The sequence below is a fragment of the Paenibacillus taihuensis genome (assembly GCF_003386535.1).
Taxonomy (GTDB): domain Bacteria; phylum Bacillota; class Bacilli; order Paenibacillales; family Paenibacillaceae; genus Paenibacillus_Z; species Paenibacillus_Z taihuensis.
Map to the genome: position 1 here is coordinate 68,299 of NZ_QTTN01000018.1, position 25,463 is coordinate 93,761.

General features: G+C 50.7%; 23 protein-coding genes, 1 pseudogene and 1 riboswitch. Of the genes and pseudogenes, 4 read left to right on the forward strand and 20 right to left on the reverse strand.

The window, feature by feature from the left end; genetic code table 11:
• From A8990_RS15990 to A8990_RS16000, 3 genes are all read right to left on the reverse strand, one after another.
• On the reverse strand, nt 1-648 hold the full coding sequence (locus A8990_RS15990) for a DUF2306 domain-containing protein (RefSeq protein ID WP_181909603.1): 648 nt from the start codon (nt 646-648) through the stop codon (nt 1-3).
• A 17-nt stretch (nt 649-665) separates the two neighbouring features.
• Nucleotides 666-1,247 (reverse strand): TetR/AcrR family transcriptional regulator, encoded by a 582-nt coding sequence (locus A8990_RS15995; RefSeq protein ID WP_116190046.1) that lies wholly within the window; start codon nt 1,245-1,247, stop codon nt 666-668.
• A gap of 229 nt (nt 1,248-1,476) precedes the next feature.
• A complete protein-coding gene (locus tag A8990_RS16000; RefSeq protein ID WP_116190047.1) occupies nt 1,477-3,852 on the reverse strand; it encodes a polyprenyl synthetase family protein in 2,376 nt (791 codons plus the stop codon).
• Between the two features lie 232 nt (nt 3,853-4,084).
• Between A8990_RS16000 and A8990_RS16005 the strand changes: the two genes are divergently transcribed.
• From A8990_RS16005 to A8990_RS16015, 3 genes are all read left to right on the forward strand, one after another.
• The gene (locus A8990_RS16005; RefSeq protein ID WP_116190048.1) at nt 4,085-6,130 is read left to right on the forward strand and encodes a methyl-accepting chemotaxis protein; all 2,046 of its coding nucleotides are present in this window, start codon (nt 4,085-4,087) and stop codon (nt 6,128-6,130) included.
• A gap of 217 nt (nt 6,131-6,347) precedes the next feature.
• A riboswitch (cyclic di-GMP riboswitch) is annotated at nt 6,348-6,429 on the forward strand.
• 75 nt (nt 6,430-6,504) lie between these two features.
• Nucleotides 6,505-7,149 carry a PAS domain-containing protein gene (locus tag A8990_RS16010; RefSeq protein ID WP_181909604.1) on the forward strand — a complete coding sequence of 215 codons (645 nt, stop codon included), beginning with the start codon at nt 6,505-6,507 and terminating at the stop codon, nt 7,147-7,149.
• Between the two features lie 143 nt (nt 7,150-7,292).
• Nucleotides 7,293-7,883 (forward strand): PilZ domain-containing protein, encoded by a 591-nt coding sequence (locus A8990_RS16015; RefSeq protein ID WP_147306819.1) that lies wholly within the window; start codon nt 7,293-7,295, stop codon nt 7,881-7,883.
• A gap of 121 nt (nt 7,884-8,004) precedes the next feature.
• On the opposite strand, the gene A8990_RS16020 is transcribed toward A8990_RS16015, so the two are convergent.
• The 7 genes from A8990_RS16020 to A8990_RS16050 all read right to left on the reverse strand — a co-directional run bounded on the left by A8990_RS16020 (nt 8,005) and on the right by A8990_RS16050 (nt 15,841).
• Nucleotides 8,005-8,400 (reverse strand): hypothetical protein, encoded by a 396-nt coding sequence (locus A8990_RS16020; RefSeq protein ID WP_116190050.1) that lies wholly within the window; start codon nt 8,398-8,400, stop codon nt 8,005-8,007.
• 16 nt (nt 8,401-8,416) lie between these two features.
• A complete protein-coding gene (locus A8990_RS16025; protein WP_116190051.1) occupies nt 8,417-9,070 on the reverse strand; it encodes a M48 family metallopeptidase in 654 nt (217 codons plus the stop codon).
• A 148-nt stretch (nt 9,071-9,218) separates the two neighbouring features.
• The gene (locus tag A8990_RS16030) at nt 9,219-10,481 is read right to left on the reverse strand and encodes a Gfo/Idh/MocA family protein (RefSeq protein ID WP_116190052.1); all 1,263 of its coding nucleotides are present in this window, start codon (nt 10,479-10,481) and stop codon (nt 9,219-9,221) included.
• A 35-nt stretch (nt 10,482-10,516) separates the two neighbouring features.
• Nucleotides 10,517-12,271, reverse strand: coding sequence for a glycoside hydrolase family 35 protein (locus tag A8990_RS16035; RefSeq protein WP_116190053.1), 1,755 nt, complete (start codon nt 12,269-12,271; stop codon nt 10,517-10,519).
• Between the two features lie 88 nt (nt 12,272-12,359).
• A complete protein-coding gene (locus A8990_RS16040) occupies nt 12,360-13,988 on the reverse strand; it encodes an extracellular solute-binding protein (RefSeq protein WP_116190054.1) in 1,629 nt (542 codons plus the stop codon).
• A gap of 50 nt (nt 13,989-14,038) precedes the next feature.
• Nucleotides 14,039-14,875, reverse strand: coding sequence for a carbohydrate ABC transporter permease (locus tag A8990_RS16045; RefSeq protein ID WP_425463911.1), 837 nt, complete (start codon nt 14,873-14,875; stop codon nt 14,039-14,041).
• Between the two features lie 60 nt (nt 14,876-14,935).
• Nucleotides 14,936-15,841, reverse strand: coding sequence for an ABC transporter permease (locus tag A8990_RS16050; protein WP_116190109.1), 906 nt, complete (start codon nt 15,839-15,841; stop codon nt 14,936-14,938).
• A gap of 266 nt (nt 15,842-16,107) precedes the next feature.
• On the opposite strand from A8990_RS16050, the gene A8990_RS16055 reads away from it, so the two are divergent.
• Nucleotides 16,108-18,384, forward strand: a complete 2,277-nt coding sequence (locus A8990_RS16055) for a helix-turn-helix domain-containing protein (protein ID WP_181909606.1) — start codon at nt 16,108-16,110, stop codon at nt 18,382-18,384.
• A 353-nt stretch (nt 18,385-18,737) separates the two neighbouring features.
• On the opposite strand, the gene A8990_RS16060 is transcribed toward A8990_RS16055, so the two are convergent.
• From A8990_RS16060 to A8990_RS16110, 10 genes and pseudogenes are all read right to left on the reverse strand, one after another.
• Nucleotides 18,738-19,625 (reverse strand): fructose bisphosphate aldolase, encoded by an 888-nt coding sequence (locus tag A8990_RS16060; RefSeq protein ID WP_116190057.1) that lies wholly within the window; start codon nt 19,623-19,625, stop codon nt 18,738-18,740.
• A gap of 123 nt (nt 19,626-19,748) precedes the next feature.
• Nucleotides 19,749-20,255: a hypothetical protein gene (locus A8990_RS16065; protein WP_116190058.1), complete on the reverse strand. Its 507-nt coding sequence runs from the start codon at nt 20,253-20,255 to the stop codon at nt 19,749-19,751.
• A gap of 2 nt (nt 20,256-20,257) precedes the next feature.
• Entirely contained in the window at nt 20,258-21,241 is a 984-nt protein-coding gene (locus A8990_RS16070; protein WP_116190059.1) for an SWIM zinc finger family protein, read from the reverse strand.
• 130 nt (nt 21,242-21,371) lie between these two features.
• Nucleotides 21,372-22,514 (reverse strand): YecA family protein, encoded by a 1,143-nt coding sequence (locus A8990_RS16075; RefSeq protein ID WP_116190060.1) that lies wholly within the window; start codon nt 22,512-22,514, stop codon nt 21,372-21,374.
• 80 nt (nt 22,515-22,594) lie between these two features.
• Entirely contained in the window at nt 22,595-23,071 is a 477-nt protein-coding gene (locus A8990_RS16080; RefSeq protein ID WP_116190061.1) for a GntR family transcriptional regulator, read from the reverse strand.
• A 49-nt stretch (nt 23,072-23,120) separates the two neighbouring features.
• Nucleotides 23,121-23,297 carry a cold-inducible protein YdjO-related protein gene (locus A8990_RS16085; protein ID WP_116190062.1) on the reverse strand — a complete coding sequence of 59 codons (177 nt, stop codon included), beginning with the start codon at nt 23,295-23,297 and terminating at the stop codon, nt 23,121-23,123.
• Nucleotides 23,298-23,658: 361 nt separating this feature from the next.
• Nucleotides 23,659-23,929, reverse strand: a pseudogene (locus A8990_RS16090) (S1C family serine protease); the annotation flags it as partial.
• Nucleotides 23,930-24,065: 136 nt separating this feature from the next.
• Nucleotides 24,066-24,317: a right-handed parallel beta-helix repeat-containing protein gene (locus A8990_RS16100; protein WP_116190065.1), complete on the reverse strand. Its 252-nt coding sequence runs from the start codon at nt 24,315-24,317 to the stop codon at nt 24,066-24,068.
• Nucleotides 24,292-24,918, reverse strand: coding sequence for a right-handed parallel beta-helix repeat-containing protein (locus A8990_RS16105; protein WP_181909607.1), 627 nt, complete (start codon nt 24,916-24,918; stop codon nt 24,292-24,294). Before A8990_RS16105 ends, A8990_RS16100 begins: the two co-directional genes overlap by 26 nt.
• A gap of 17 nt (nt 24,919-24,935) precedes the next feature.
• The gene (locus tag A8990_RS16110; RefSeq protein WP_116190067.1) at nt 24,936-25,331 is read right to left on the reverse strand and encodes a hypothetical protein; all 396 of its coding nucleotides are present in this window, start codon (nt 25,329-25,331) and stop codon (nt 24,936-24,938) included.
• Nucleotides 25,332-25,463 lie beyond the last annotated feature (132 nt).

Consider the following 25,463-nt stretch of genomic DNA (forward strand, 5'->3'; position numbering starts at 1 on the left):
CTAAACCACTCCTTCAATAGGTTGAGAGGCTTTGCGGCCGCGTTTGGTGAGATACAGTTCGGTGAGAGTCAGGTTCAGCGCAATGGAAAGATAGACAGCGAGGGGGAACGTGAAGCTCATAGGTGCATCGATTGTGAATTGGATAATCCCCAGAACAATACGAAAGGTGACGAATACGAAGGTGATGGCGTAGCTGCGAAGCATCCACTGCCTGTGTTGGCGCACATTCTTGTTCATAATGAATCTGATGCCGATGGCCGTCGTTCCCAGCCAGAACACATCCAAGACTAGAAATGCGATGGTCGACGGCCTGCCCCCGGTCGCGTAGAGCGAGATATAAGGGACGACAAGCACGTTGATCAAAATCGCAATTCCATAGATTCTGCCCAGCCTCTTGTGCATCACCGGATTTCGGCGGCTTCGCCGCGTCAGCTGGTAAGCACCAAGGAGCAGCGCGGCAATGCCGAGCAGAATGTGAGGGTAGAAGAACAGCTTCCATACTGCGTAAGGGAACGAGCTGTCATCCAGCTTGGCGGACACCATTCCCGCCTGACTTGGCTTATAGACGATATACTGGAGCACCACATAGAAGGTAAACAAATAGGAACACACATAAATCGCGGGTAAAATGATCTTTCTACTCAGCATGCTAACCATGCCCTCCTTTAACTTAAAGCTTTGGTCATAAACGAAATCAGGTCCTGTACCGTCATCCGGCTTTGCTCCTGCAGGATGGTATTCTGCACACGCAAGCCGTACATGAACATGACGAGCATCTCCGCAATCTTCGATCCATCGGCCTCCGCGGGAATGACCTTATACATCTTGCCGACCTCAATCCAGTTCGTGCAAATCTCGAGCGTGTAGCGGTAGATCTCCTTCACGAGCGCCTCGACCTTGGCATTGTCCATCTGACTGAGCAAGTAGATGAAGATCTTGTTCGTTACGTCCTGATGGCTCGTTGAACGGACCATCCCTTCGGCGATGAGCTGCAGCGGATTGCCAAGTCCGGACATATTCGGGTTCGTGACAATCTCCGAGAACCGGGCATTAATCTGCTCAACGCGCGACTTGAGCACAAGTCCGAATAATTCATCTTTGCTGGAGACATAGTGATAGATGGCGCCTTTGGACATTCCTGTATGCTGGATGATATCCTGGAGCGTCGTCTGTCTGCATCCTTTCTCTTGAATCAGCGCCTCTGCGGCATCCATTATCGTGTGAAAGCTTGATCTCATTGTGGTCATAGCTGCTACGTCCCTTCGTTGACCGGGCTTACAGACCGGCAGTCGGTTTCTTCGAGACGAAATATACCATACCGACCGACGGTCTGTAAAGAGTTGATTTGAAAGCTTTTGGAAATTCCAATGCAAAAAAAGATCCACAACCTGTGCGGTTGTGGATCTGCTTCTACATCCTCTACATCTACATCTACATTTACATCTACATTTACATGAACAATTACCTCTACCTCGGTTAACGCTCCCGGTTAATCATATAATCCAATACATGCTTCAGAAAATCACATCGCCGCGGCAGTTGACCGAGGGCTTCTATGGCCTGACAGTAATGCGCCCACATTTCCTTGCGCGCACCCTCTAGGCCAAGAACGGTAACGAAGGTCGATGTATTGTTCGCCGCGTCCTGCATGACGGGCTTCCCAAGTACATGCGCCTCGCCTTCCGCGTCCAGCAGGTCGTCCTTGATCTGGAACGCGATTCCCGCATGATACGCGAACGCCTTCAGCGCTGCAGTCTCCAGCTCGCTGGCTCGGGCGAGGATGGCTGGCATCATTAAGGCTGCTTCGAACGCGAGACCGGTCTTGTGGAAGCAGATCGCGTTCAGCTCCTCGAGCGACAGCTGCTTGCCTTTCGATGCCAAGTCCATCGCCTGACCGGCGCACATCTCTTCAGCCGCGCCCGCCGAATAGCGGATCAAGGCGAGCACTGATTCCGCGTCGAACTGCTCGAGCGAAGCCTGTTCCTGCGTCGCGCGCTGGATTAAGAGCAAGCCTGTCAGCTCCGCAGTCGCGCTGTTATGCAGCTCGTGAAGCGCAAGCCTCCCTCTTCGCGTTGGCGCGTTATCTTGCGTAGGCAGATCATCGAAGATTAGCGAAGCCGTGTGCATGTACTCCAGCGATCGCAGCAATGGGACAAGCGCGGAAGCCGGCAGCCCGTAATGCTGGACGCCCATCACCCAGGTCATAATCGGGCGAAGCCGCTTCCCGTCTCCGGCCAGGCTGTAGTTAGCCGCATCAATTAATAGCTCCTTCATCGGCAGAAGTCCATCCGACTTCGCAATCGGCAAAGCGCCGTTGATCTGCTCCCGAGCCTCGTGCACGGTTTCTTGGAACTCGCGCCCCAGCTTCTGATTGTCGCGCAGCATGCCAACGAGCCGGTCCCGCAGAAGCTTATCGAAGAAGTCCACATTTTCCGCCTTATCCACCATCTCCTGAATAAGACGGTTGAACGCCGTGCTGCCGAAGGCGAATTGCTTCATCAGGCTATCGTACTTCTCTGCGCCAATCCGCTCTTTGCATCGTCTGAGCCCATTTATGGCCCGGTCGAGAATAATCTCGCGCGCTTGATCGTCAGCCTGATAGACATGCTGGATGAGATGGAATATGACCGTCCAATATAACTCGTACGGATTAATAAGGTCCGGGCGCTGCTCACGATGTGTCAAATAGTAGGTGTACGGCGTCACCGCGCCGTCCTCCCGATCGGACTCCATATCTGCAAAATCATCCGCCAGCTGGTTATAGATGCCGTAGAAGAACGTATGCTGTTCAAATGCCTCGTCATGCTGGGCTGCAAGGACAGAACGAGCAAGCAGCCGTGAAGAGGCAGATTTCAAAATAATCGGTACATACAGGTCTTCATTCGTGTAAGTGGCGTCGGATATATCTTTGGCTCTATCCAGTTCCTGCGATTGAAAGAACACAAATGCCTGCTCAAGAAACGCAGCCTGCCTCGATGGAGGCTGATTCCGCTTAATGGTCGCGAACGCTTCCTGCAGCTCCGCCTGCGCATAGTGCAGCAGCGCTCGATTGGCTCCCTTCCACTCGACCGCAGCCGGTACCACGCCTGTCAGCAGTGTCGTCCGAATCATCTGCGTATATTGGATTTTCTCGTGATCGGTCAGCACCTGCGCATCCAGAATATCGTCTATGAACGGGTACGTCAGTCCGTAGCAATACCCTAACCGGATCGCTTCGTCCAGCTTCCGCGCACGCTCCGCCGAAGCTTCATGCCCTGTCATCTCTTCGAGTGCATGCAGCACGACGCCAAGAATAATCTTGATCAGCTTGCGCTGCGCATGCTCGGCGCTCATTCCTTCCGGAATATGAGCCGCTACCCGCTTCAGCTTGCCGATAACCCAGATCACAGCCGTCTCGACGGACTCCTTCTGCGCCCACCGATACAGACTCGCCAGACTGAGCAGCTCCGACTTCTCGCTCTCCCCCGCTGCGTGCTGCAGCTTGCGCTTGATATCCTCTGCTGTCCGTTTTATCCTCGCCTGCGTATCCGCTGAACCGACCGATCTCCCCAAGTCCCTCATGTACATATAGGACACGCTTCGCTCCAAGTAATCATCCAGCTTGCCGCTATGCTGCAGCCACTGGATATAGCGATGACCGTCGCTCGCGGCCGGCCCTCTGCGCGCCTTCGGGAACAGCGACCACCACACACGTCGGCGGGTATGCGCTCGTTTCCACTGCTGGAGCGCGTTTGTTAGGGCAGGCACATGTGCCTGCTGCATGATCTGTTTGTGCAATGTTTCGAAATAGCGGGCAGCCTTCTGCTCCGCTCGCCGATATCCGTTATCGGCGTTAACCTTTAAGGCTTCCATCGTTGGCCTCTCCCCCAGTTCCACATGATGTGATGTCGTTCACGACTCTGTTCGTTATCTCTTCATACGGGCAACAAGGGGCCTCGGTTACAAGCCGGCGCTCCGATAACAATATTTTCTAGGAAACCCCAATTTTCTACAGATGATTGCAATTGTACGCGCATGGCGGAGCTACTATGATTAATAAAATAAAGCGCTTTCAAATCTCCACCTACAAAAGGAGAAAACCGCCATGATACAGAAACCGACGAAACGATTTCCGGCCGCATCCACTTCAACAACTACATCCACACTCTCATTCGCATTCCAATTCCGTTCGCTAAGGACTAAGCTGGCACTCGTGATGGTTATCGTTCTCATAGCCTCCCTCTCGGCCGTGAACGCCATCGCCTACAAGAAGTCATCCGGCATTATACAGGAGAATTCCCGCCAATTCGTCGCTAACGAGAACAGTATTATTAGCGATAATTTGAATCGGACGATGAAGCAGCTGCAGAACATTTCTTTTCAGATTATGAATAACTCCGGCACGCAAAATCTGCTCCAGCACCCCGAGCAGTATAACGATGAAACCGCGAGAACGCCGGTACTGAAAGATATTAATAAATATATCGTTGATAAAATCGCTGACGTTCCCTTCATCACTTCCATCCATGCCTATGGAAACGAGACGATCGGCGGGATCTCCTATGGCTCGAATCTTTCGGACAGCTACGCGAGCAAGCCGTGGTTCCAAGAAGCGATGCAAGGCCAAGAGCCGCATCGATGGGTCTCCGATAATCAGAAGCTGCTGCTGATCACCCAAGTCCGAAATGCGAAGGCTTCTGCTGCCGTGGCCGGACTGCTAATTATGGTAATAGGCGCGCCGGATTTTCAGAAATATATCGGTATCGTGGAGACTAGCCCCATCCACTATGCGCTTGTGACTCGGGACTCGAACGAGTTATTCACGGGCGGGCAGCTCAGTCAGGCTGACCTAATCCACGATGTGTTCGACAAGCATGACGGTTCGCAGTCCGCCGAGTTTGATAAGCAGGATTCACTGGTTGCCTATCATGTTTTTATGAACGATACGTTTGCGTTTATTTCGTATATCCCGGTGTCCATCTTATCCAGTGACCTTGCAGGATTGCGTCAGTTCACGATTGTCGTGCTGATCATTGCCATCATGGTCGCTGCCTGTATTGCAATTGTGCTGGCGAATCGGATGATTAAGCCGATCATGTCGTTAAAAGCGAGCATGAAGGAAGTGGAAAACGGGAATTTGAACGTGCAGTCCAAGGTGCGGTCGAAGGATGAAATCGGTGAATTGACCGCCAGCTTCAATGGTATGGTGCAGAGCTTGCAATCCATCGTGTCGAGCGTGCAGCACGCTTCGCTGCAGCTGGAGGATAAGACGGTGCAAATCTCGACGATGGCCCAGCAGCTCTCGCAATCATCGCGCGAAGTGGCGGCATCTGTTAACGAGGTTAGTGAAGGCGCAATTACGCAGGCAGACGCTTTGGCCGATGGTGCTTCGATCGCATATACCATGACCGCCAGCATCAATCAAGTTACCCAATCCATATCGATTATCGCGGATGAAACGAAACGAACGGAGCAGCTCGGACTTGATGGCAGCCAAATCATTCAGCAGCTTACCGATATGACAAGCGCAAGCGCCCGATATGTGAAGGACGCTGTCCGAGACGTTCAAATATACAACAAAGAATCCGAGGAGATCTCGCGGATTGTCGGCATGATCTCTGAAATCGCGAGCCATACGAATCTGCTGGCGCTTAACGCCTCCATTGAAGCGGCGCGGGCCGGCGAGGCGGGCAAAGGCTTCGCCGTCGTTGCAGCGGAAGTGAAGAAGCTGTCCGGCCAGGTGCAACTGCAAGTGCAGGACATTACGGAGCTCGTCAAGCATAACAGCGTGAAGATGAATCAAATCGTACATCAGATCAATGAGGTTGAAACGATTTATAATACCCAGCAGACCTTGATCGCGAGCAGCAATCGTGCGTTTCACCATATATTGAGCGCGGTTCAGCAGCTTACCGAGCAAGTAAATCATCTAACCGCTGAAACAGACGTCATGAACAATAGCAGCCACCGGATCCAAGACATGACAGTGAACCTCTCTTCCATTTCCCAGCAAGCTGCAGCTTCCTGTGAAGAGGTGCTCGCGACAAGCACGACTCAGTATGATGCGACTACCACTGTGGCCGAGCATGCGGAAGGCATTAAAGAGCTGGCGATGGACTTGAAGAGCCAGGTTGCGAAGTTCCGTATTTGAGCAACGCGCCCCCGATTCGAGACTACGGACCTATTTATCCAAATGGATACAATTCTACTTTCTCATTTTATATGTTATAATTCGTACTGAAAACCTAAAGAGAATCTCAGTCGCCTATATTCATTCCGTTTAAAATGGAAAATATCATTCGATTTAATGAAATATTGTTTTAACTTTAAAACAATGTAAACCGTTTTGCCGTAATGTGATTCGACAATTCCGATAAAGGCAAACTCATCGAAAGGTGAGGACGCAAAGCTTCAGGCCTAAAGTTCAACTATGGCGGCTGGGTTGCCCAAATTGTGATAAACAAACTATTTGGCATGCCTACTTTTTCGCGAAGTAGGCATTTTTTATTGAACGGGGGAAATATATTGGGGGCAGAGAACAGCAATAAAGAGCTGAACGACCGGATGCAAGATGACGGGGCGTATCAGGCGAATAGCATATCCTCGAATTACTTTTATCGCTCCTTGTTTGCCAACCATCCTGATATTGTATACCACTTGGATTTCAATGGAAATATCGTGGAAGCCAATGCTTCGTTCACTCAAGTATTAGGCTACACGCCGGAAGAAATATCGAACAACCTGTCGCAGCTATATACAGAAGACCAGCTGCAAAGAAGGATGGACTATTTCAACAAAGCCAGGCAAGGCGAGGCTCAGAACTTCAATTTGTCAGCCTCCAATAAGGAAGGCAGCATTGTCGAATTAGATATCGTCTATATCCCGAATCTGTTGGACGGCCAAGTTGTCAGTATCTTTGGCATAGCCAAGGATATTACGGTCAGCAACTATTTGCAGGAGAGCTATAAATCATTATTTGCCAACCTTAGCGACACCGCCTTTATCCTTGATTTGGACGGGAACGTCTTGGACGTCAATGATGCAGCCTTGAAGAGCGGCGGCTATACGCAAGAAGATGTTCGCCAGAAGCCGTTTCATTCCTTCGTCTTTCCGGAGCATAAGGAACAGGTCTTCGCTCCTTCCAAGACGTGCTCAAAGGCGAAACCGTAAATTCGCGGTTCTCCATCTTCCATCGGACGGGCCGAAGAATTATGGTGGACAGCACCTCTGTCCCGATCATGATGAACAACCGAGTCGTTGGCGTCATTACTTTATTCAGGACTTAAGCGAGGACAATCCGGATAAGGAAATCGTTGAAGCGATTGCTGCGAAAACAACAGTGCGATGAAATTCAAGGCTATTTATTCAGCAAACCCATACCTGCCGAGCAGTTCGCTCAACAGTTAAGAGTCGGCAAGCTCGAACCGTCCGATGCTCATAGCGGGCAGAGTACTGGGGTTCTTCAAAATCAGCGGCGATATTTCCGAATCAGCCTCCCATCGCCTTTAGGCGCAACGATGACCATCGCCCGGTTAAAGGGCAAAGCGCTCCAACTAGGAAAAACGGATGTTCTTATTGAAGATATTGGCCCCGGCGGCTTACGGTTCCTTTCCTTCATTAAGCTGTCCGTCCATCCCGAAGTCATATTGGAGCTTGAAACCGAAATTATAGGAATTAGGGTTAAGCTTTATGGTGAAATCGTATGGCTCCGGGAGCTTCAAGAGGACTTGTTCCAGTACGGAGTTGAATTCTCGATTGATGAAGATGATCGAGCGTCATTATGTCAGCTGTTAAACCAATTTGCAATTAAATTGAAGCGAAATTCGCTTGTTCCGGGTTGCAGCTTTATCCATACGGATAAAGTTCATTATCTGCGGAGCACGAACCTTCAAAAACCGGAGTAGAGGCCGGACAAGCTTCCGTGAACGGAGAACTGCACCCCGATGGTTAGATGCCCATAACCATTGGGGTGTTATGATTTTAGAAGCTGCCAGTTCCAAATTCAGCGAGCATGGGTATGATCATTTATTCAAATATTGCCGCTAGCAAGCAAGAGAGTAAACAAATCCCCGACAAAGGAGTCATTACAAGCCGCTCCCCTCGGCTTCTCGACGCCGCGTTTCCGAGCGTATTGATGCCGAGAAATATCGTCATAACCCACACCAAGATACCCGTAGGAAAAAGGTCAGCCGCCAGAATATCCGTATGTACGAGTAACACGAAGGCCATGAGGATAAGTAGAATCGCAGCCGGCAAGCACATCCATCGGTGCACGCGCGGCAAAACGCCACGGTACTTGCCGCCCCAGCTATATTCGCCCCATGGCGCCCCGAACAAAAGCAGAATTTGAAACACCGCAATGCCCGCCAATATTACAGCTCCAATACCTGCTGCTGATTGAATAATGATTTCTTCTCTCATGATTCAAGCCTCCGCTTCACAGTGTCATCGCCTGCCCGTATCGTGCCAGAAACGCTTCTTTCTCCTTGTAGTCAGGCATGATGCTCCCGACTTTTCTCCAGAATGACCGATCATGATTCATGTGAAGAAGGTGGCAAAGCTCATGAATGATAACATAATCAATCACTTCCACAGGTGCCATAGCTAGGCGATAGTTAAAGGTGAGCTGCTTACTCGAGCTGCAGCTTCCCCATTTGGTGGCGGACGCGACGATCTCGACCGACTTCGGCATCACCTTCAGCTGCTTCTGATAGCCTTGAATCCGTTCCAGCACCACTTTCTTGCAGCTTGCAAAATAAAACTTCTTCAGCCGCTGCCTTAGCTCTTCCTCGTCCAGTCCTGTCACATCAATGAGGTCCGTCAGCATGCAATAGCGGCCAAGATGCAGAAACTTGCCCTGCTCTTGATATTCCCGCAGCCCCGGCGCTTGGCGTGCTTGTTCGATTGCATCCAGTCGAGCCGTAATCTGCTGTTCGTGCTTCTTCACCGCCCGGATAATGATGTCCTCGCTCATCCCATTTGGCGCTTTCGCCGTTACGAGCCCGCTCGATTCGATCTGAATCGAGAGCTTGCCTCTGGCTCCGTAAGCCACGTGTACTTCGATATTTCGTTGTCCTATTTCGATCTTCATAATCGCCCATCCGTCATTGTTAGTGATTGTATTGTACCATCAAATGAAAACCCCGACCTCATGGACAGACCTAGGATTGAGCATTAAAAAAGAGAGTACCTCATCCGGCACTCTCTTTCAATCCATTTCTGGAAAAAAATCTATAGAATTAACAGTTTAGAGTAAGTAAATCCTCCGCATACTGGGCAAGCTCGATCGATTTGCCCCCGTTCAGCCGCGACTCTTCCGCGGCGAATGCCATCAGATGACTGCGCACGGAAGCGCCAGCCGAAGTTAACGTCTCTTGCCCGTGGTAGTTCCGCACATCCGTTAGGAAGCTTCGAACGATGCCGGCATCCCCGCCGCCATGGCCGCTCATTTGCGTAGGAATCGTAATCTCGGTTTTCTGATGGGTTAGGAAGTCATATAAGGTAATGACGTTATCTTCCCCCCGCAATTCTCCGCGAGTCCCCATAATTTGAATTCTACGCTCCTGGTCGAACGTAAAGCCGCTCATGCTGAACATCGCGGTTGCGCCGTTCGCAAACTCCATGTTCACCACTTGATGATCGACGACATTGTTATCGCTTCTGTATACGCAGCGCCCATAATTGGTGTCGCGCAGCCCTTGGACGATATTTTCTTTCGTCAGCTCAGGCGTGAAGTGGCGCGCCCAGCCTTTGAACTGCTCGCTCAAGTAAAACCGCGGCGCGGAGTAAGGGCAGGTCGACTCGACCGCGCAGTCCAGACAGCGGTCCGTGGAGCCTTCAGGCGCATTCGCGCTGTTAAAATGCATCAGCGATCCGTAGGAGCTCACGCGCGTGCACGGCTGATCCATCAGCCAGGAAAGGACGTCCATATCGTGACAAGACTTGGACAGGATCATCGGGCTCGACGTTGCGGAGTTGTTCCAGTTGCCTCGTACGAAGCTGTGCGCGATATGCCAGTAGCCCACGTTCTCATTCAATTGGATCGAAGCGACCTCGCCGATGCGGCCTTCCTGCAAAATTTGCTTGATCGTATTCCAGAACGGCGTATAACGCAGCACATGGCAGATCGACAGCAAGCAATTGTTGTCACGGGCGGCCTGCTCCATCTCCAAGCATTCTCTCGGATCAGGAGACATCGGCTTCTCGAGCAGAACATGATACTTGTTATTCAAAGCCTGTATGGTCGGATGGTAATGCATACGGTCCTGCGTGCAAATCACGGCAATATCGGCCGTCTTAGGACCCGCAAGCAGCTGCTCCCATGATGCATAGCACTGCTGTTCCGGGATCGCGTGTTTCAGGGCGAACTGCTCGCGCCGAGTCTGATCCGGCTCGGCAACAGCCACGAATTTCAATTCATGCGGGTAATCCAGCGCAAACGGCGCATAGCTGTTCGCGCCCCTCGCCCCTGCCCCAATCAGTATCGCGGTAAGTTGTTTCATCGTTATCTCCCCAAGTAAATAGGATTGCAATCTCTTTATCCGAGCAATGCGCTATCCTGCAGCGACACCTCGGGTTGTTCACAGCCATGCTGCTCGAAAATAATGAGTTCATTGCTGCCTTCGCGCAATAATGGCGCCGGTATGTACAGCGTCTGCTGCGGACCGATTTCCCAATAGCGGCCAAGGTTGAAGCCGTTTACGAATACGACGCCCTTCGTCCAGCCTTGAAGTGAAAGGAAGGTATCGGCCCGTTCGTCCACCTGAAAATGCCCGCGATAGAACGTTGGATGCCCCTGCTGCGACTTCGATGGTTCCGGTTGAAACTCGAGACCATTCAGCTGATCAAGCGGCAGCGATCGAATCGTCCAGTGATAGAGGAATTGCGGGCCAAGTCGCACGCCTTCTGTAATGCCCTTGGCATCCTTCAAGTATGGGCCGTAATTGATGCGCCCCATATTTTCCACTAGAATCTCAAGCTCAGCGCCTTCGGCCGGTATTTCCAGCAGCACGTCATGGTCCTTGCAATTGCGCTCGATCATGCCTTTGTATTCGCCATTCAAGAAGATGAGCGCACGGTCATGGACGTCCTGAAGATTAAGGCGGGTAGCCGCAAGCGGTCCGATCACATGTGTGGTGTACAGAATGAAGCCGTAATTCTGCCCAAGCTGCTCCATCGGTTCCGGACAAGTGCGGTTGACCGGCACAGAGAGGTTGTCCAGCGATGCGAACAATGATGCCTGCTCCGTCATGGCGACGCGGCCATAGGCCTTCTTCATAATCGGTTCCGGCAGGTTTAGCGGTGCAAGCTCGACATACTTCGAAATGACTTCGCGGTATTTATAGAACTTGTCCGTCAAGTCACCCGACTCGCTGATCGCCACATCGTAATCGTAGCTTGTAATCGTCGGTTGGTGCTGGTTGTCGGCATAATTCGCACCGTTATAGAACCCGAAGTTCGTGCCGCCGTGATACATGTACGCATTAACTGACGCGCCGGCTGCCAGCATCTCATCCAGCACGGCCGCAGCGTCATCCGAATCACGCGTGTGATGCTGCTCGCCCCAGTGATCGAACCAGCCGTTCCAGAATTCCATACACATGAGCGGCTTGTCCTGCTGATATTCGGTCAGTTTCTCGAACGCTTCCTTCGAACGCGAACCGAAGTTAACGGTGGCGAGCACCCTGTCCATCATGCCGCCCTGTAGATAAAAGTCACCTGGTCCATCGGATGTGAACAGAAGCACATCGATGCCTCGGCTCTTCATGCCTTGCTCCAGGTAGGCTAAATAGGCTTTGTCATTGCCGTAGCTGCCGTATTCGTTCTCGATCTGCATCGCGATAATCGGGCCGCCGTTCGTTGCAAGAAGCGGAACGAGCTTCGGAAGCAGCACGTCGTAGTAGGCATCTACTTTGCCCAGGAACGGCTGATGCAAGCAGCGCAGGCGCATGCCCGGATCGGCAAGCAGCCACGCAGGCAGTCCGCCGAATTCCCATTCCGCGCAAATATACGGGCTAGGACGGACGATGACATGCAGGCCAAGCTCGCCGGCAATCTCAATAAAGCGCGTCAGGTCCGCAATCCCTTCAAAGTCGAACTGCCCTTCGGCAGGCTCGTGGATATTCCACGCGACATAGGTTTCAACGGTATTGAAGCCGCCCTCCTTGAGCTTCCAGAGGCGGTCCTTCCAGTATTCCGGCACGACGCGGAAGTAATGAATCGCGCCGGATAAGATGCGAAATGGTTCGCCGTCCAGCAGGAATTGTTGCTTATTAGTCGTCAATATGGGCATCGTCGCTATACCTCGCTTGCCAAAGAATGTGTATATAGTCGAACAGCACGAACCTACGGTCGTCCGTGCTGTCCCGCTAGCTTATCTCTTACTTCCATTCACCCTGGATCTTGTTAGCCTCCAGAGCTTTATTCACCTCGTCAATCATGTCCTTGCCGCCCTTATCCAAATACTCCTGGACCATCTTGTCCCAGTCGGACAGCGGTCTTTCGCCGAAGATCATCTTGGTCGTCTCCGTTGTTATATACTCTTGCAGCTCTCCGCTCTTCTCCATCAGAATCGGCGAGATAATCCGGCCTGTAGGGTTAACGTAGAACTTCGAACCGTGCAGCAAGTCCGCGAGCGATTGCTGGAAGGCTTGCTCTGCCGGTGTTTTGGCCATTTTCGGGAATGCGAATAAATCCTCATCCTTCATGAACCAGCCGCCATCGGTAATATAGGCGCTTGGAGCGACATTCGAACGGTTCTCTGCGATTGGCTGCGCTGCCCCGTTCTCCATCTGGTAGCCCTTGCCTTCTCCGCCGTACAGCCAGTCGAAGTATTCGTTCTGCGAATTGCGCTGATCGAAGTTCACCGGCTTGTGGAAGTAGTCGATCATTTCCAGAATCCGTTTCACTTTCTCCGGCTGATCCTTCAGTTTGGCAGAAATCATATACATCCGGTACCAGCTGCCGCTAATGGTAAGCCCTTGCGATCCGTCCGGAGCCTTGAACGGCGGAATCGGCACGACTTCGGCACTCGGAGCGTTCTGCTTCAGCACGTCGAACTGAATGCCGTTGTTTCCGCTGCCGCCAGGCTGCTCATACCAAACGCCGACCTTGCCAGCGTTGAACGCTTTGAAGATATCCTTGTACGCTGTCACAGCCCAGTCCGCCTGCAGAATGCCCTGCTTCTGCAGGTCTGCGAGGAAGGTAACCTTCTCCTTATTCCCATCCGCTATAGCGCCGGGAATGTATTGTCCGCTGCCGTTCTTGTTGTACCAGGTCGCGTTGCCATAATACGCACCGAACGAAGGGTCGTAATAAATGCCCTTGGCAAGTCCGAGCCCGATTGTATCGTCTTTGCCGTTGCCGTCAGGGTCATTCTTCGTGAATGCGATGATGACCTGCTTCAGCTCGTCATAATTCGTAGGCATCTTCAGGTGGAGCTTGTCCAGCCAGTCCTTCCGGATAACCGGCTTCTTGCCGCCTTTCGGCGAGAAGTAGGTCGGGATGCCGTACACCTTTCCGTCTACCTTCAGCGAATCCCAAGCATAATCAGGCACTGCTTTGGTCGATTCATATTGCTTCAGGAACTCGTCCAGCGGCAGGAATGCGCCTTGCTGTGCCCATTTCATATAGTTCGCGTCTACCGATTCCATGCCGATGACGTCCGGAATGTCGCCTGACGCCATCTTTACCGCCAGCTTCTCCTCGTACGTATCGAAGGGGATGTACTGCGGCTTGAAGTCGACATTGAACTTCTCGTCGATCTTCTTCACGGCTTCGCTGTCCGGACCCGGAACCGGATCTTCCCACGTTCCGTCGAACCAATCGATCGAGATCTTCTGGTCTTTCGCATTGTCGGCAGCTGCAGTCGCTTCATTGCCGCTGCTATTGCCACCGGCATTGCTGCTGGCATTGCCATTGCCGGTGCTATTGTCTTTAGAAGAACATGCCGCCAGAACGGAGCTGAATAACGCAACAATAAGTAAAGATGAGACAAGCTTGTTTCGCATACGTTTGACCTCCTCTATTTGCCTTCGCAATTCGTGCATGAAGCATCCGGCTAGCCTTTGACGGAGCCGAGCATCACCCCTTTCGCGAAGTGCTTTTGCAGAAACGGGTAGAGTGCGAGAATCGGAACCGTCGCGATTAGTATCGCAGCCATGCCAATGGTTTCGCCAGGCGGAGCAGCCTGTGCAATCGCGGCCTGTTGGCCGTCCGACAGGGAGTCCAGCCGCTGGCTGAGAATAACGATCTGCCGCAGAATAACCTGCACGGTCCATTTGTCCGGATCGTTAATATAGATGAGCGCGTTGAAGTAGGTGTTCCAGCTCGTCACCGCGTAGAACAAGCCGAAAGCAGCTAACGCAGGCTTGGACAGCGGCATGATGATGCGTGCGAATATTTGCAAGTCGTTGGCGCCATCGAGCACCGCAGCCTCCGTCAGATCATTCGGGATGCCCAGGAAGAACTGCCTCAGCACGATCAGATTAAACGAATTGATCGCCCCGGGAATAATAAGCGCCCAATACGAATCAATCAGGTGCGTTGCTTTCACCACCATATAGGTAGGAATGATACCCGCGCCGAACACAAACGTAAATAGGACGAGAAACAGAAAGAATCGTTGACCGGTAATGTTACGCGAGAGCGGATACGCCATCATTGAGGTCAGAAGCAGGCTGAACAGCGATCCGACGACCGTAACGCCGGCCGTAACGAAGAGCGAACGGACAAACACCCTGGAATTGAAAATGTATTGATACGCGTCCGTGACCCATTTCTGCGGAAACAGCACAAATGTCTTCGTCGCGCTCTCCGCTCCCGAAGTAAACGAAGTGGCGATCATGTAGTAGAACGGGAACAACATCAGGAGTCCAACCAAGGCAAGCAGGACCACATTTAGCGTTCCACCTAATTTTTCCAGTATTGTATGATTTTTAACCACGTGCTTCGCCCCTTAGTAGATTCCTTCTTCGCCAAACCTTTTGGCTAGTTTATTGGCACCGACGATCAAGATCAGCCCGACGAGCGACTTGAACAAGCCGACTGCCGTTGCAAAGCTGAAATCCGAATTCTGTATTCCCTTGTAGTACACGTACGTATCGAGCACATCGCCAATTTCCTTATTCAGCGGGTTCAACATGAGGAAAATCTGTTCAAACCCGACATCCAGCACGCTGCCTAGACGAAGAATGAGCAAAATAATAATCGTGCTTCGGATCGAAGGAAGCGTAATGTGCCAGATCTGTCTCCACTTATTGGCGCCATCGACGACGGCTGCCTCATACAGATGAGGATTGACGCCAGCCAAAGCGGCAAGGAAGATGATCGTCCCCCAGCCGGATTCCTTCCAGATGACCTCCAGCACAATTAACGGCATGAACCAGTGCGGGGCAGTCAGGAATGGGATTGCTGGAATGCCAAATCCGGTTTGCAGAAAGTGGTTCACAATGCCGTCCGACTTGAGCATGACGGTAACGATCCCGGCAACGACGACCCAAGACAAGAAGTGCGGCAGATAGACGAGCGATTGAACGACCCGTTTGTACCGTTCACCCCGAACTTCGTTCAGCATAAGTGAAAGCGCTATCGAAACCGGGAAAGCAAATGCGATCTGCAAGAAAGAAAGATAAAGCGTATTCCAAATGACTCGAATGACTTCACGATCCTCGAAGACCTTCTTAAAGTGTTTCAACCCCACCCAGTCACTGTGCAGGAAGCCTTGGAACGGACTGAAGTCCTGAAAGGCAATGACGTTGCCGAGCATCGGAACGTACCGGTAAATAATAAAGTAAAGAAGTCCGGGGAGAAGCAGCAGATACAAATAGCGCTCATTCCACAGCTTGCCCGCCACCGAGGCTATAGAGCGTCTCCCTTTCCTGGAGGCAACGGCCGGCGTGGTTGCGGCATGGCCTGTAAGCTTGTAGTGGTTCAAAGATGATCCCCCTTATATGCGTTGTTTGTACGGAGTGGACGCGTCTTGATTTTTTGCAACTATGGCTATAATATGGGTTCTACTGTCAAAGGCATATCCGATTTATGCCTAGAATCATGCAAAATTCAAGATATCCGAAGAATTGCACAGGTTTCGAAAATCGGATCATACACTTGAGCAAAAGGGGACTATTCGTGCGGCAGATTATGCAGTTAAGAATCAACACCCGTTCTATCTTCGCGAAGATCATGATGAGTTTCATCGCGATCATTTTCTTATTCGTATCGTTCAATCTCGTGTCGCTCGGTCTGTTCAGGCAAAGCATTCACGGTGAAATCATCACCTATAACGATGCGAACCTGACACATACGACCTATGGAATGGAGAAGTATTTTGACCTGTTAAATAGCGCGCTCGTCGGTCTCTACTTGGACAAGAGTCTGGGTGAACTGCAGAAGTCGAAGCATTATTACCTCACTGCCGGAAACGTCATCGACGATATCCAGAAGCTCACCCTCAATCCGCAGCTCTATCTGAAAAATGTACTGGTTTACGATGTTAAGCATCGTTTCGTGCTGGACAACAGCCGCGGGAACCGTCTCGACGTCATGTTCACCGAGCACTATGTAAGCCGCAGCCATACGCCCGACTTCTGGCAGCAGGAGCTGATGAAGGCGGGCTCCGACTCGAAGCTGTATGCAGTCGACTCCTTCAGCAGCGACACGGCATCTCGTCCGGATGCGAATTCCGAGCATGTGCTGCCCTATTTGTTCCGCAGCAAGCTTTATCCCGATTACGAGTTTCTCGCCTTTATCGATGTCGATTCGTTCTATCGCGATTATCATCAATCGATTAACAACAACTTCTATATGCTAAGTCCGCAGGGCGAGCTGCTCTATTCGTCCGGGTTGACGGCCAGCCAGCCTCTGCCGGAACTTGCGTCCGGGAAGGACTGGGTCAAACAGAACGGCAACTACTACTTCTACCAGACAGGCAAAACAACCGGGCTTACCTACGTCAATATCATCCCAGGGAGCAGCATATCCAACCGACTCCTCAAGCTGAATGTCACGCTTATCGTGCTGCTGTTCGTCACGGTGGTGATTAGCGCCGCTCTGTCGGTGCTGTTCAGCAAGCGGTTCAATAATCCGGTGCGCAAAATCGTAGAGTCCATACGGAGCTTGAACGAAAACAAAGATTTCGCTCTCGGAACTGCGAACGAATTCGAGCTTATTAATGCCAACATCGGCCATATGATCAAGGCTAACCAGGAAGCACAGCGCAGCATCCAGCATAAGCAGAGCCATCTGCGAAATTATTCGCTTATGAATTTGCTGAAGCGTATTCGTATCGAATATCAAGAAACCGATGCGGCGTTCGAAGCGGATAGCCGTCCCTATCGGTTCATTCTGTTCCAAATGAATTTCAAGGCGCGCTATTGGAATGAGATCGCCGGGCAAGAAGAGCGAACTGTCGCCTATATCCGGGAATACCTCATTCAAGCGATAGGCCATGCCATGACAGGCGCTCAAACTTTTCAGATCGAGACGAACCAAATCTTGTCCGTCGTCTATCTGAACGATGGCGATGACGCGCGCCTCCGGTCTGAGCTGGATCGCATCAAAGCCGTACTAGATACGGATAGCGCCTACAGTTTCTTTGCCATTGCCGTCAGCTCCTATTACGAGAACTCGTCCGAGATGACGAGCGCTTACCAAGAGGTGCTGCAGCTAGCCGGCTTGAGACCTTTCGATGATGCGACGCATATTCTGCAGGCCGGCGAAGTGCACGCGCAGCCTATGCTGCCTACCGCCGCTCTGGAGCACGAGTTGAACGTCAATCTGCAAGAGGGGAACGATACGCTTGCCCTCCAAGCGCTGCGCCGGATGATGACCAAGATGAAGAAGAAGAACCTCAGCGCTTCTAGGTTCCATCGGTTTGCAGAAGAGACGACGGATAAAGTGCTGCGCGTGCTTCATGGGCTGCAAATCGACAACGGATCATTGAGCGGGATAGCCAAGACGATTGATAAGCGGCATACGGCCCAAGAGCTCGACGAATACTTCGAGGAGCTGATCGGCGAGGCAGGAAGGCTGGTTCGATCGAAGAAGGATACGAAAGATCCGATTATCAGCTTTACGCTTCGGTATATGGAGGAGCACTTCAGCGAAGAATTGTCGCTCGATATTATCGCCAGCAAGCTGAATATTACGAGCGGGTATTTGTCGACGTATTTCAAGGAGATGATGGGGGCGAATTTCGTGGACTATGTCAACGAGTTCCGCATCAAGCAAGCTTGGGCCCTCCTGCTTCAATCGGAGCTGAAGATTCAAGATGTTGCCTTGAAGTCCGGTTACAATACGCTCAGTTCATTTAACCGCACGTTCAAGAAATTTACGGGCGTGACGCCGACGGAGTATCGGAGGAACGCGGAGGTTGTTGCAGACGGCAATTCCTCTGCGAGTGAGTGATGAATTACAAATTTCGGCCAAAAAAAGCCCGACCCTGCAGGGTCGAGCTTTAGACTATAGCTATAGCGGAAAAATCCAACCATTTTTGCCGGAATTAGCGATTTCTATTGGCTATATTGGATATTTCCACTCATTTTTGGAGAATTAGACGAAAACGTAGAGTTTTAGGCTGAAATGAGTGGATTTATCCAACATAGACTCCATTTTTGTTGGTTTTGGCTGTTTTATAATGGATTATTCCGTTATAGCCACATATGGCAATCGACTCCCAGCATAGACATCGCCTGATGCTCCTCGACATCAAAAAGCCCGGCCTCATAGGGCCGGGCTCTCAAGCAATAACTCGATACGTACTAAGTAATTGAAGCCTCATAAATCGATTGTACCGTTCCGGACAACAGCTGATTGAACTCCTCATCCGACTGCTGCGCTGTAAGTCCTTCTGCCAATGCACGAGAGAAGCTCGCGATGAGGCCATGATTGCGCGCTAATCTTGTATTGGCATCTTCTCGCTCGTATCCACCGGAAAGCGCGACCACTCGAATAATATGCGGATCATCCATCAGATCGCGATAGAAGTCATCCACCGTTGGGATAGACAGCTTCAGCATGATAAGGGCATCCGACGGAAGCAACTCGAGCTGCTTCACAATCTCTGCCTTGAGCAGCCGCTCGGACTCTTCCTTATCCGTGCTATTGATATCTACCTCCGGCTCGATAATCGGTACGAGTCCTGCCGCGATAATCTGCTTGCCGACCTCGAACTGCTGCTCCACTACTTTCCGAATGCCTTCCGGATTTGCCTCTTTGATGACCGAGCGCATCTTAGTCCCGAAGATATGTCTCTTGTTCGCACGCGCGAGCAGCTCATCCAGCCCTGGAATCGGCTTCATCACCTGCACGCCTCCATCTAGCGCAGCTAGCCCTTGGTCAATCTTCAGGAAAGGTACGATTCCCTTCTTCTCCCACAGGTAATCGGCGGTGTATAACCCGTCAATCTTCCGGTCCATCGTATTCTCGAACAGGATCGCGCCGAGAATCGATTCCGAGCTGAATGCCGGACTCTGAATAATTCGTGTTCTCATCTCGTGAACGCGAACGTACATCTCTTCGTCACCGGAATACTTGTCCTCCGTAACGCCATATTGCAGAAGTGCCTTTGGTGTACTGCCACCGCTCTGGTCGAGCGCTGCGATAAAGCCCTTGCCAGAACGGATGCGTTTCAATTGTTCCTGATTCACCGAAATTTCCTCCTCATTATCGCCTGATGGCTGGTGGGTAGCTTTGCTTCCCTTATTTTACAATAAAACACATTCAAAATTAACTGTGTTATTGTTCGCACGATTAAAGATCCCTATTAAAAATTAATTAATCTGGCCCAGCTCATCCAAGAAAGCTGGCCGATTAGGGTAACACTGTCGCAAGCCTTCTACAATCCGCTCAGCCTGCTGCTCCCCTCCAGCCTTAAGAAGCTTACGAATGAGTTGGCATACCTGCTTATACTGATTACGGTTAGATGCATGCCTCGCTGCACTTTCAATATAGTTCTCGAACAGTTGGTAAACTTCAGATGGATGTTGTCGGATCAGGTGTTTATAATAATCAACGATGCTGCCGGGATGACGTTTGACATATTCCAGCAATCTCGCTGTTTCTTTTTCCTCGATTAACAGCTTCGTATACATGGAATCGGCACTCCAGCCTCTTCCTTTCTCTAATGCCGCCAACACTCGGTCATATACATAAGGCCATTCCTCTGATTCGTATAAAGCCTTCAACTGCAAGTAATATTCGTACTCCCCTGATGCGGCAAACTCCTCGGTCAGTTCACGCTGAGCCTTCAGTTCACCCGTTAGTTTGTTAACTTCCAACCTTAATTTCTTCCACCGGGAAACAAGTCCAGGGTACCCTTTCTTGGTATCCAAGAATCCGTACCTTGTCCGCTCGCTTGTTGTTTAAGCTCCAGCCTCAAAACGCAATCCTCCCATTGCCGTCTGGCTTCTATATCTTGGGCAGCTCCAGCCGCGATCTCAAGCAAAGGCAGCTTCCAATCCGTAAGCTCTTCACTCTGAGCTGCTTGCAACAACGTATGCAGTAAGGCCACTCTCACATTCGGTGAAAGCGATTCCTCTGATTCGACCACCGTCGCGATCAATTGCAAACATTGGTCGATTAGCCCCCCTATTATGCCATCCGAATCGTCACTTGATGGCATCAATTTCGCCATTTCATGCAATACACAGAAGCTTATTTGCGCCGCTCGCACAGATTCGCCCTTATCGTCAGCCTCCCAAGCCTTCTCCAATACAATCTCCGCGCCTTCAACGGCTCGAGAAACATTCCGATAGGATACAAAGCCGTCTCGCTCCGCATACCTCTTTGCATAGGTTCGAATCAACTTCACATATTGATTCATATCCTCGTTTTCGCTCAATTGCATAAAATAGACTTCCAGACGACTCTTTACCTCTTTCATCTCTTGCGCATAATCCACCAGAAGTGATACTAGCTGTTCCTTGCTCAAAGCGTTTAGCTGGTCCGAAAGATGCGCCTGGGAAGATTTCAGCTTTGTGTTCGCATTCGTATCTGACAGATACTTGCGAAGCTCTAAGAATACGGCTACTTGGTGCTTACAGATCGCTTCCATGTCGAATGGGCAATCGCATGACGTAAACTGAATCTCATTAGCTTCGTCGATCTGCACTCTCACTTCGTAGTAATCGCTGCCTTCTACTTCTGCACGATAGAATCGGTCATCGATTTCTTCCAGCTCAACAACATGGAAATTCTTGTAATACTCTTTTCCCCTCTCCACAATGCTGGAAGGAACAACCTTCTCAAAATCGCTCAGCTTCACACGAATCCTTCCCCCACTTCTTGATTTTCCTTAATTCGATCATCAGACAGGCAAGTACAAATTGCTGGCGTTAGATACATACAACAGAACAATGCAAATAGGACACCTCTTCTGTGGTGTCCCTTCGCTGCTACATGCAGCACTTCTTATACTTCTTCCCGCTGCCGCATGGGCATGGGTCGTTTCTGCTGATTTTCGAAGCTGCCGCCGCGAACGAAACGACATTGCTGTTATTCGTATTCGGACTCGGCTTCGGGCTTAACTCGTCAGGCGTAAAGCCGCGATTGGACCACATTCTCGTCGTATTATTCACAGCGATAATTATTGGCATAAGCTCTTCAAGCTGCTTCTTGTTCAGGCGGATTTTCCGGATCTCGAACTCTTCCATGATTACTGCAAGCGGCTCTTCCATCGCACATGCGAGCTGAATATCATCCATGAGGGCTTCCGCCTGCCGCTCCGTTCTGCCCAGCTTCTCCACAATATGGCTCTTCAAGGCTTCCAACTGCGGCGTCATCTCGAAATAATCGAGCTCCGCATAACGCAGCAGTTCTTCCTTCGGAGGCATATAGTACGGCTTGTCTTTCACGCTCTCCAGGAATTCTTGATAATCCTCCAAGCCCTCTCCCTCTAATGCCTCGTGCAGGATAAGCCCGCTCTGAATATCCCAATACAGCATCTTGTCCGAGACGGATAACCGAATCGCATTGAACTCTCCCTCGGTCAAGCTGATGTTGTTCTGCTCGTTGATGATCGCGATGAGCTTCTCCACCGGGCAGATGCCGTATAGATTCGCTGCCGCTTCGATATACCGCAGCACCAGCTGGCTTACGCTGCGTTCTTCCTCGAACGATCGCCGATCCAGCTTCTTGTATGCGGCTTTGACCTCCTTGGGCATGACAATAAACAGCTCGTCCTGCTCCAGGAAGCTGAACACCAGACCTTTATCCATCAGGAATAGGTACGCGTCCGGCATGATCTCATTCTCTTGAATGTACGGAACGCTCATCAGCGCGTTAATGAGCTCCCATTCTTTCGGCTCAGCCGCAATGAACGCCGAACGCACGAACGCCGGGTTCGTGATTCGCTCGTACAGCGCATCCGCGAGCTCTTGCTTCTTCAGCTTGGAGCGCCCCGCAAGCGCGCAATTGGAAGCAATGAAATTAAGCCGATCCTTCGTAATCTCCGCGAGGATATCCTTTAAGCTGGTTACAGCCGGTCCTTTTATCGCATTGGCCACGTTTAGCTGCAGTAACTCTTTTTGCCTATCCATACTCGTAATAAACCCCTTCGCACTTTAAACATTACTCCGATTGTACTCTAATCTTGAAATTGAAGGCAAACATCCCTCCTTCAACGAAGAAAGAGGGATGTCGATGTTAAAACGTCATAATTGACGACATAAGGATGACGTTCGTTATGATAATAGCCTTCGCTGTATTCGATTAGCTCCCCGCTCTCGTCGTACGCATAACGCGAATGTTTGAGAAGCGGTGTTCCAGCCTCTATTTGCAGAGCGGCCAAGTCGGGAGCCGGCGATGCAGCCGTGACGGAAAATTCATCGCGATACTTGCCGAGCAACACTTCCTGTTCTTCCAGCAAATCATAGAGCGACTGCTCGCTCAGATCGGGCAGCTCGATTCCCGCAGCCCGGTTCGACAGGTAGTGCGTGTAATGAATGTAGGGTTCGTCATTTAAACGATACAATCTCTCGATGCGCAGACATCGCTCACCGAACAATCGGTATGCCACGGATCCCGCTTCGTTCGCAGCACGCTCTGCGGCAAGCAGCTGCTTCCGAATCCGATGGCCCTTAAAAAAACAAACCACATCCTAATTATGGATGTGGTTTGTGCTGGAGGAGACGAATCGCGACCTACTATTCGATCCGAATATTCTTCATCTTAAGACTCATACTGGTATGACAAGAGGGACATTGCGGCTTTTCCGCGGTTATAAACTCCACTCTTGACCAACAGACACATTGCGGGCATTGCCAAACACTTGTATCGGCGTAAACATGCTCACTGACTGGCTTCTTTCCTTGTCTATACATGGACACTCCCCTTCCACTTCTTGCAGACTTTTCGATAATCCGCAATAAATAAAAGCCGTTCTCCCAGCGCACAATAAGGTGCTAGCAGACCGGCTCAATATGTCGGACATATACACTATTAGTTCAATTGTAACATTAACGCTACGTATGCATCAAGCTGTCCGCAGTGGGGATTTTATGGGCAGGAGGCTGCACGACAAACCTGCTCCCTTTGCCCAGCATTTATTGGAAAAAATCGAAAAATGGTGCAGCCAGAATTGCACAGCAAAAATCCACAACCTCGTTCGGTTGTGGATTTCCTGTCTAGCTTCGGCGACATCCAATACAGTTAGAATGAACTCTCTGTCGTCGTTTCCGCCATCATCTGCTTCACCGCATCCTTGATCGTAGCGGATGAAATGGCGAATCCGATGCCCTGGGCTTCAGAGTTAACTGCGGTATTCACTCCGATCACCTCGCCTTTGGCGTTGAGCAGCGGACCACCCGAATTGCCCGGGTTAATCGACGCATCGGTTTTCGGAACCATCCTCGCCCGTGACCGTAATCGGACGTTCCTTCGCGCTAAGCACGCCTGTTGTCATCGTGTGATCCAAGCCGTACGGATTGCCGATCGCAATGACCCAGTCGCCAATGGCATATGCCACGTTGCTTGCGCCGTCTCCATCGCTATCGATGCCTTTAAAGGCATCCCAATAGTTCCCTTGAAGTTGATTATTCTTGCTATCCGTCGCCTCTGCCTCAATCACGTTTCCGATAAAATCGTTGTCGTTAAACCGGTTGTTCTCGGAATCGAGCAGTTGAATGCCCGTAGTTTCGAAGCACGCGATTGTTGCTTAGCACGTTGTCCGACGAATCTTCCATATAGAAGCCAACGCGATTGCCTTCTACAATATTGTCGTCCACCCTGGACGTATGAACATCGAACAACAGTAGCCCCTGCGAGTTGACATTCTCGCTTTGCTTCACGAACTGATTGCCGGTGACCACGGCATCGTCAACGCCCATGATGGTCAATTGCATTGTTAATCACGGTATTGCCATTGCTGCTTTCCAAATAAATGCCGTCGTTCATATTCGAGACCGTATTGCCTTGAATGACGTTCAGGTGCGAATTGAATAGATCGATGCCATTGTGTCTGACGATCTTCGTCTTCGCGGCAGCTGCATTGGCGTCTTCCAGCCATTCAATCTTTGTGTTTGCGACAATGCCTCGGTCAGCTTTGCGCAGCAGAATGCCATATCCACCTGTACGGATATCAAGCGAATTTATACGCACCTCATCCGACGAGACGGAGACAGCCGCATTTTTATCTCGAGCCTCATGAACGACGATAAGCCCTTTTAGCGCAACTCCCTTTGCGGTTATTTCGACTGTACTCTTCTGGTCCGTATTCCTTAAGGTGACCGCACCGCCTCCATCAAGCTGAATCGGGCGATTAATGAGGATGCGTCCTTCATAGGAACCGGGCGGAATACGAACAGTATCGCCGTCTTGCGCCTTATCGATAAGCGTTTGAATAAGGTCTGCGCTCATTGCAGCAGGACTTGCAATCGCTTGTAACTCCATCCATCCGCTAGCTATAAATAGCGTACAGATCAGCATAAGAATAGACCGAATCATTGTTTGCCCAGCTTCTTTCATTGCTGAACAACCAATTCGCTTTTCTTCGATATATGCAGCTCATTTTGGTATAAATGGATATACACTTTATAGGTTTGGGCTTTCTCGAATACATGATTCGCTTTGAAAGTGCCATCCTTGTTAAGCGTAGCATTCACAAGAGCAGGCATTCCCGAGTTATCCGGTTCTCGAATATCGAACTGAACTTCAGCCCCATCAGTATCCAACAATCCGATAATTGTTGCGGATAGCTGAATTTTCTTTCCTACGGTCGCAGGTGACGGATTAGTGGAAAGCGCAACCTTAATTGATGCAGGATCTGGTTCTTGTACTTCTTTAGCTGAAGAGCAGCTCGTTATCAACAGAACGATTAGCAGACAAGATGCCAACAGCATACCAACTTTATTCTTCAATTCTTTCACCCCTCTTAGATCATTCCGTAATAAGTGTATCCGTTACAGGCGGCATCTAACATGACTCCTTCGAGCTAGTATAGCGAACGAATTATGACGATTTAGCGGACACCTTTGGCTATCAATAGGCGC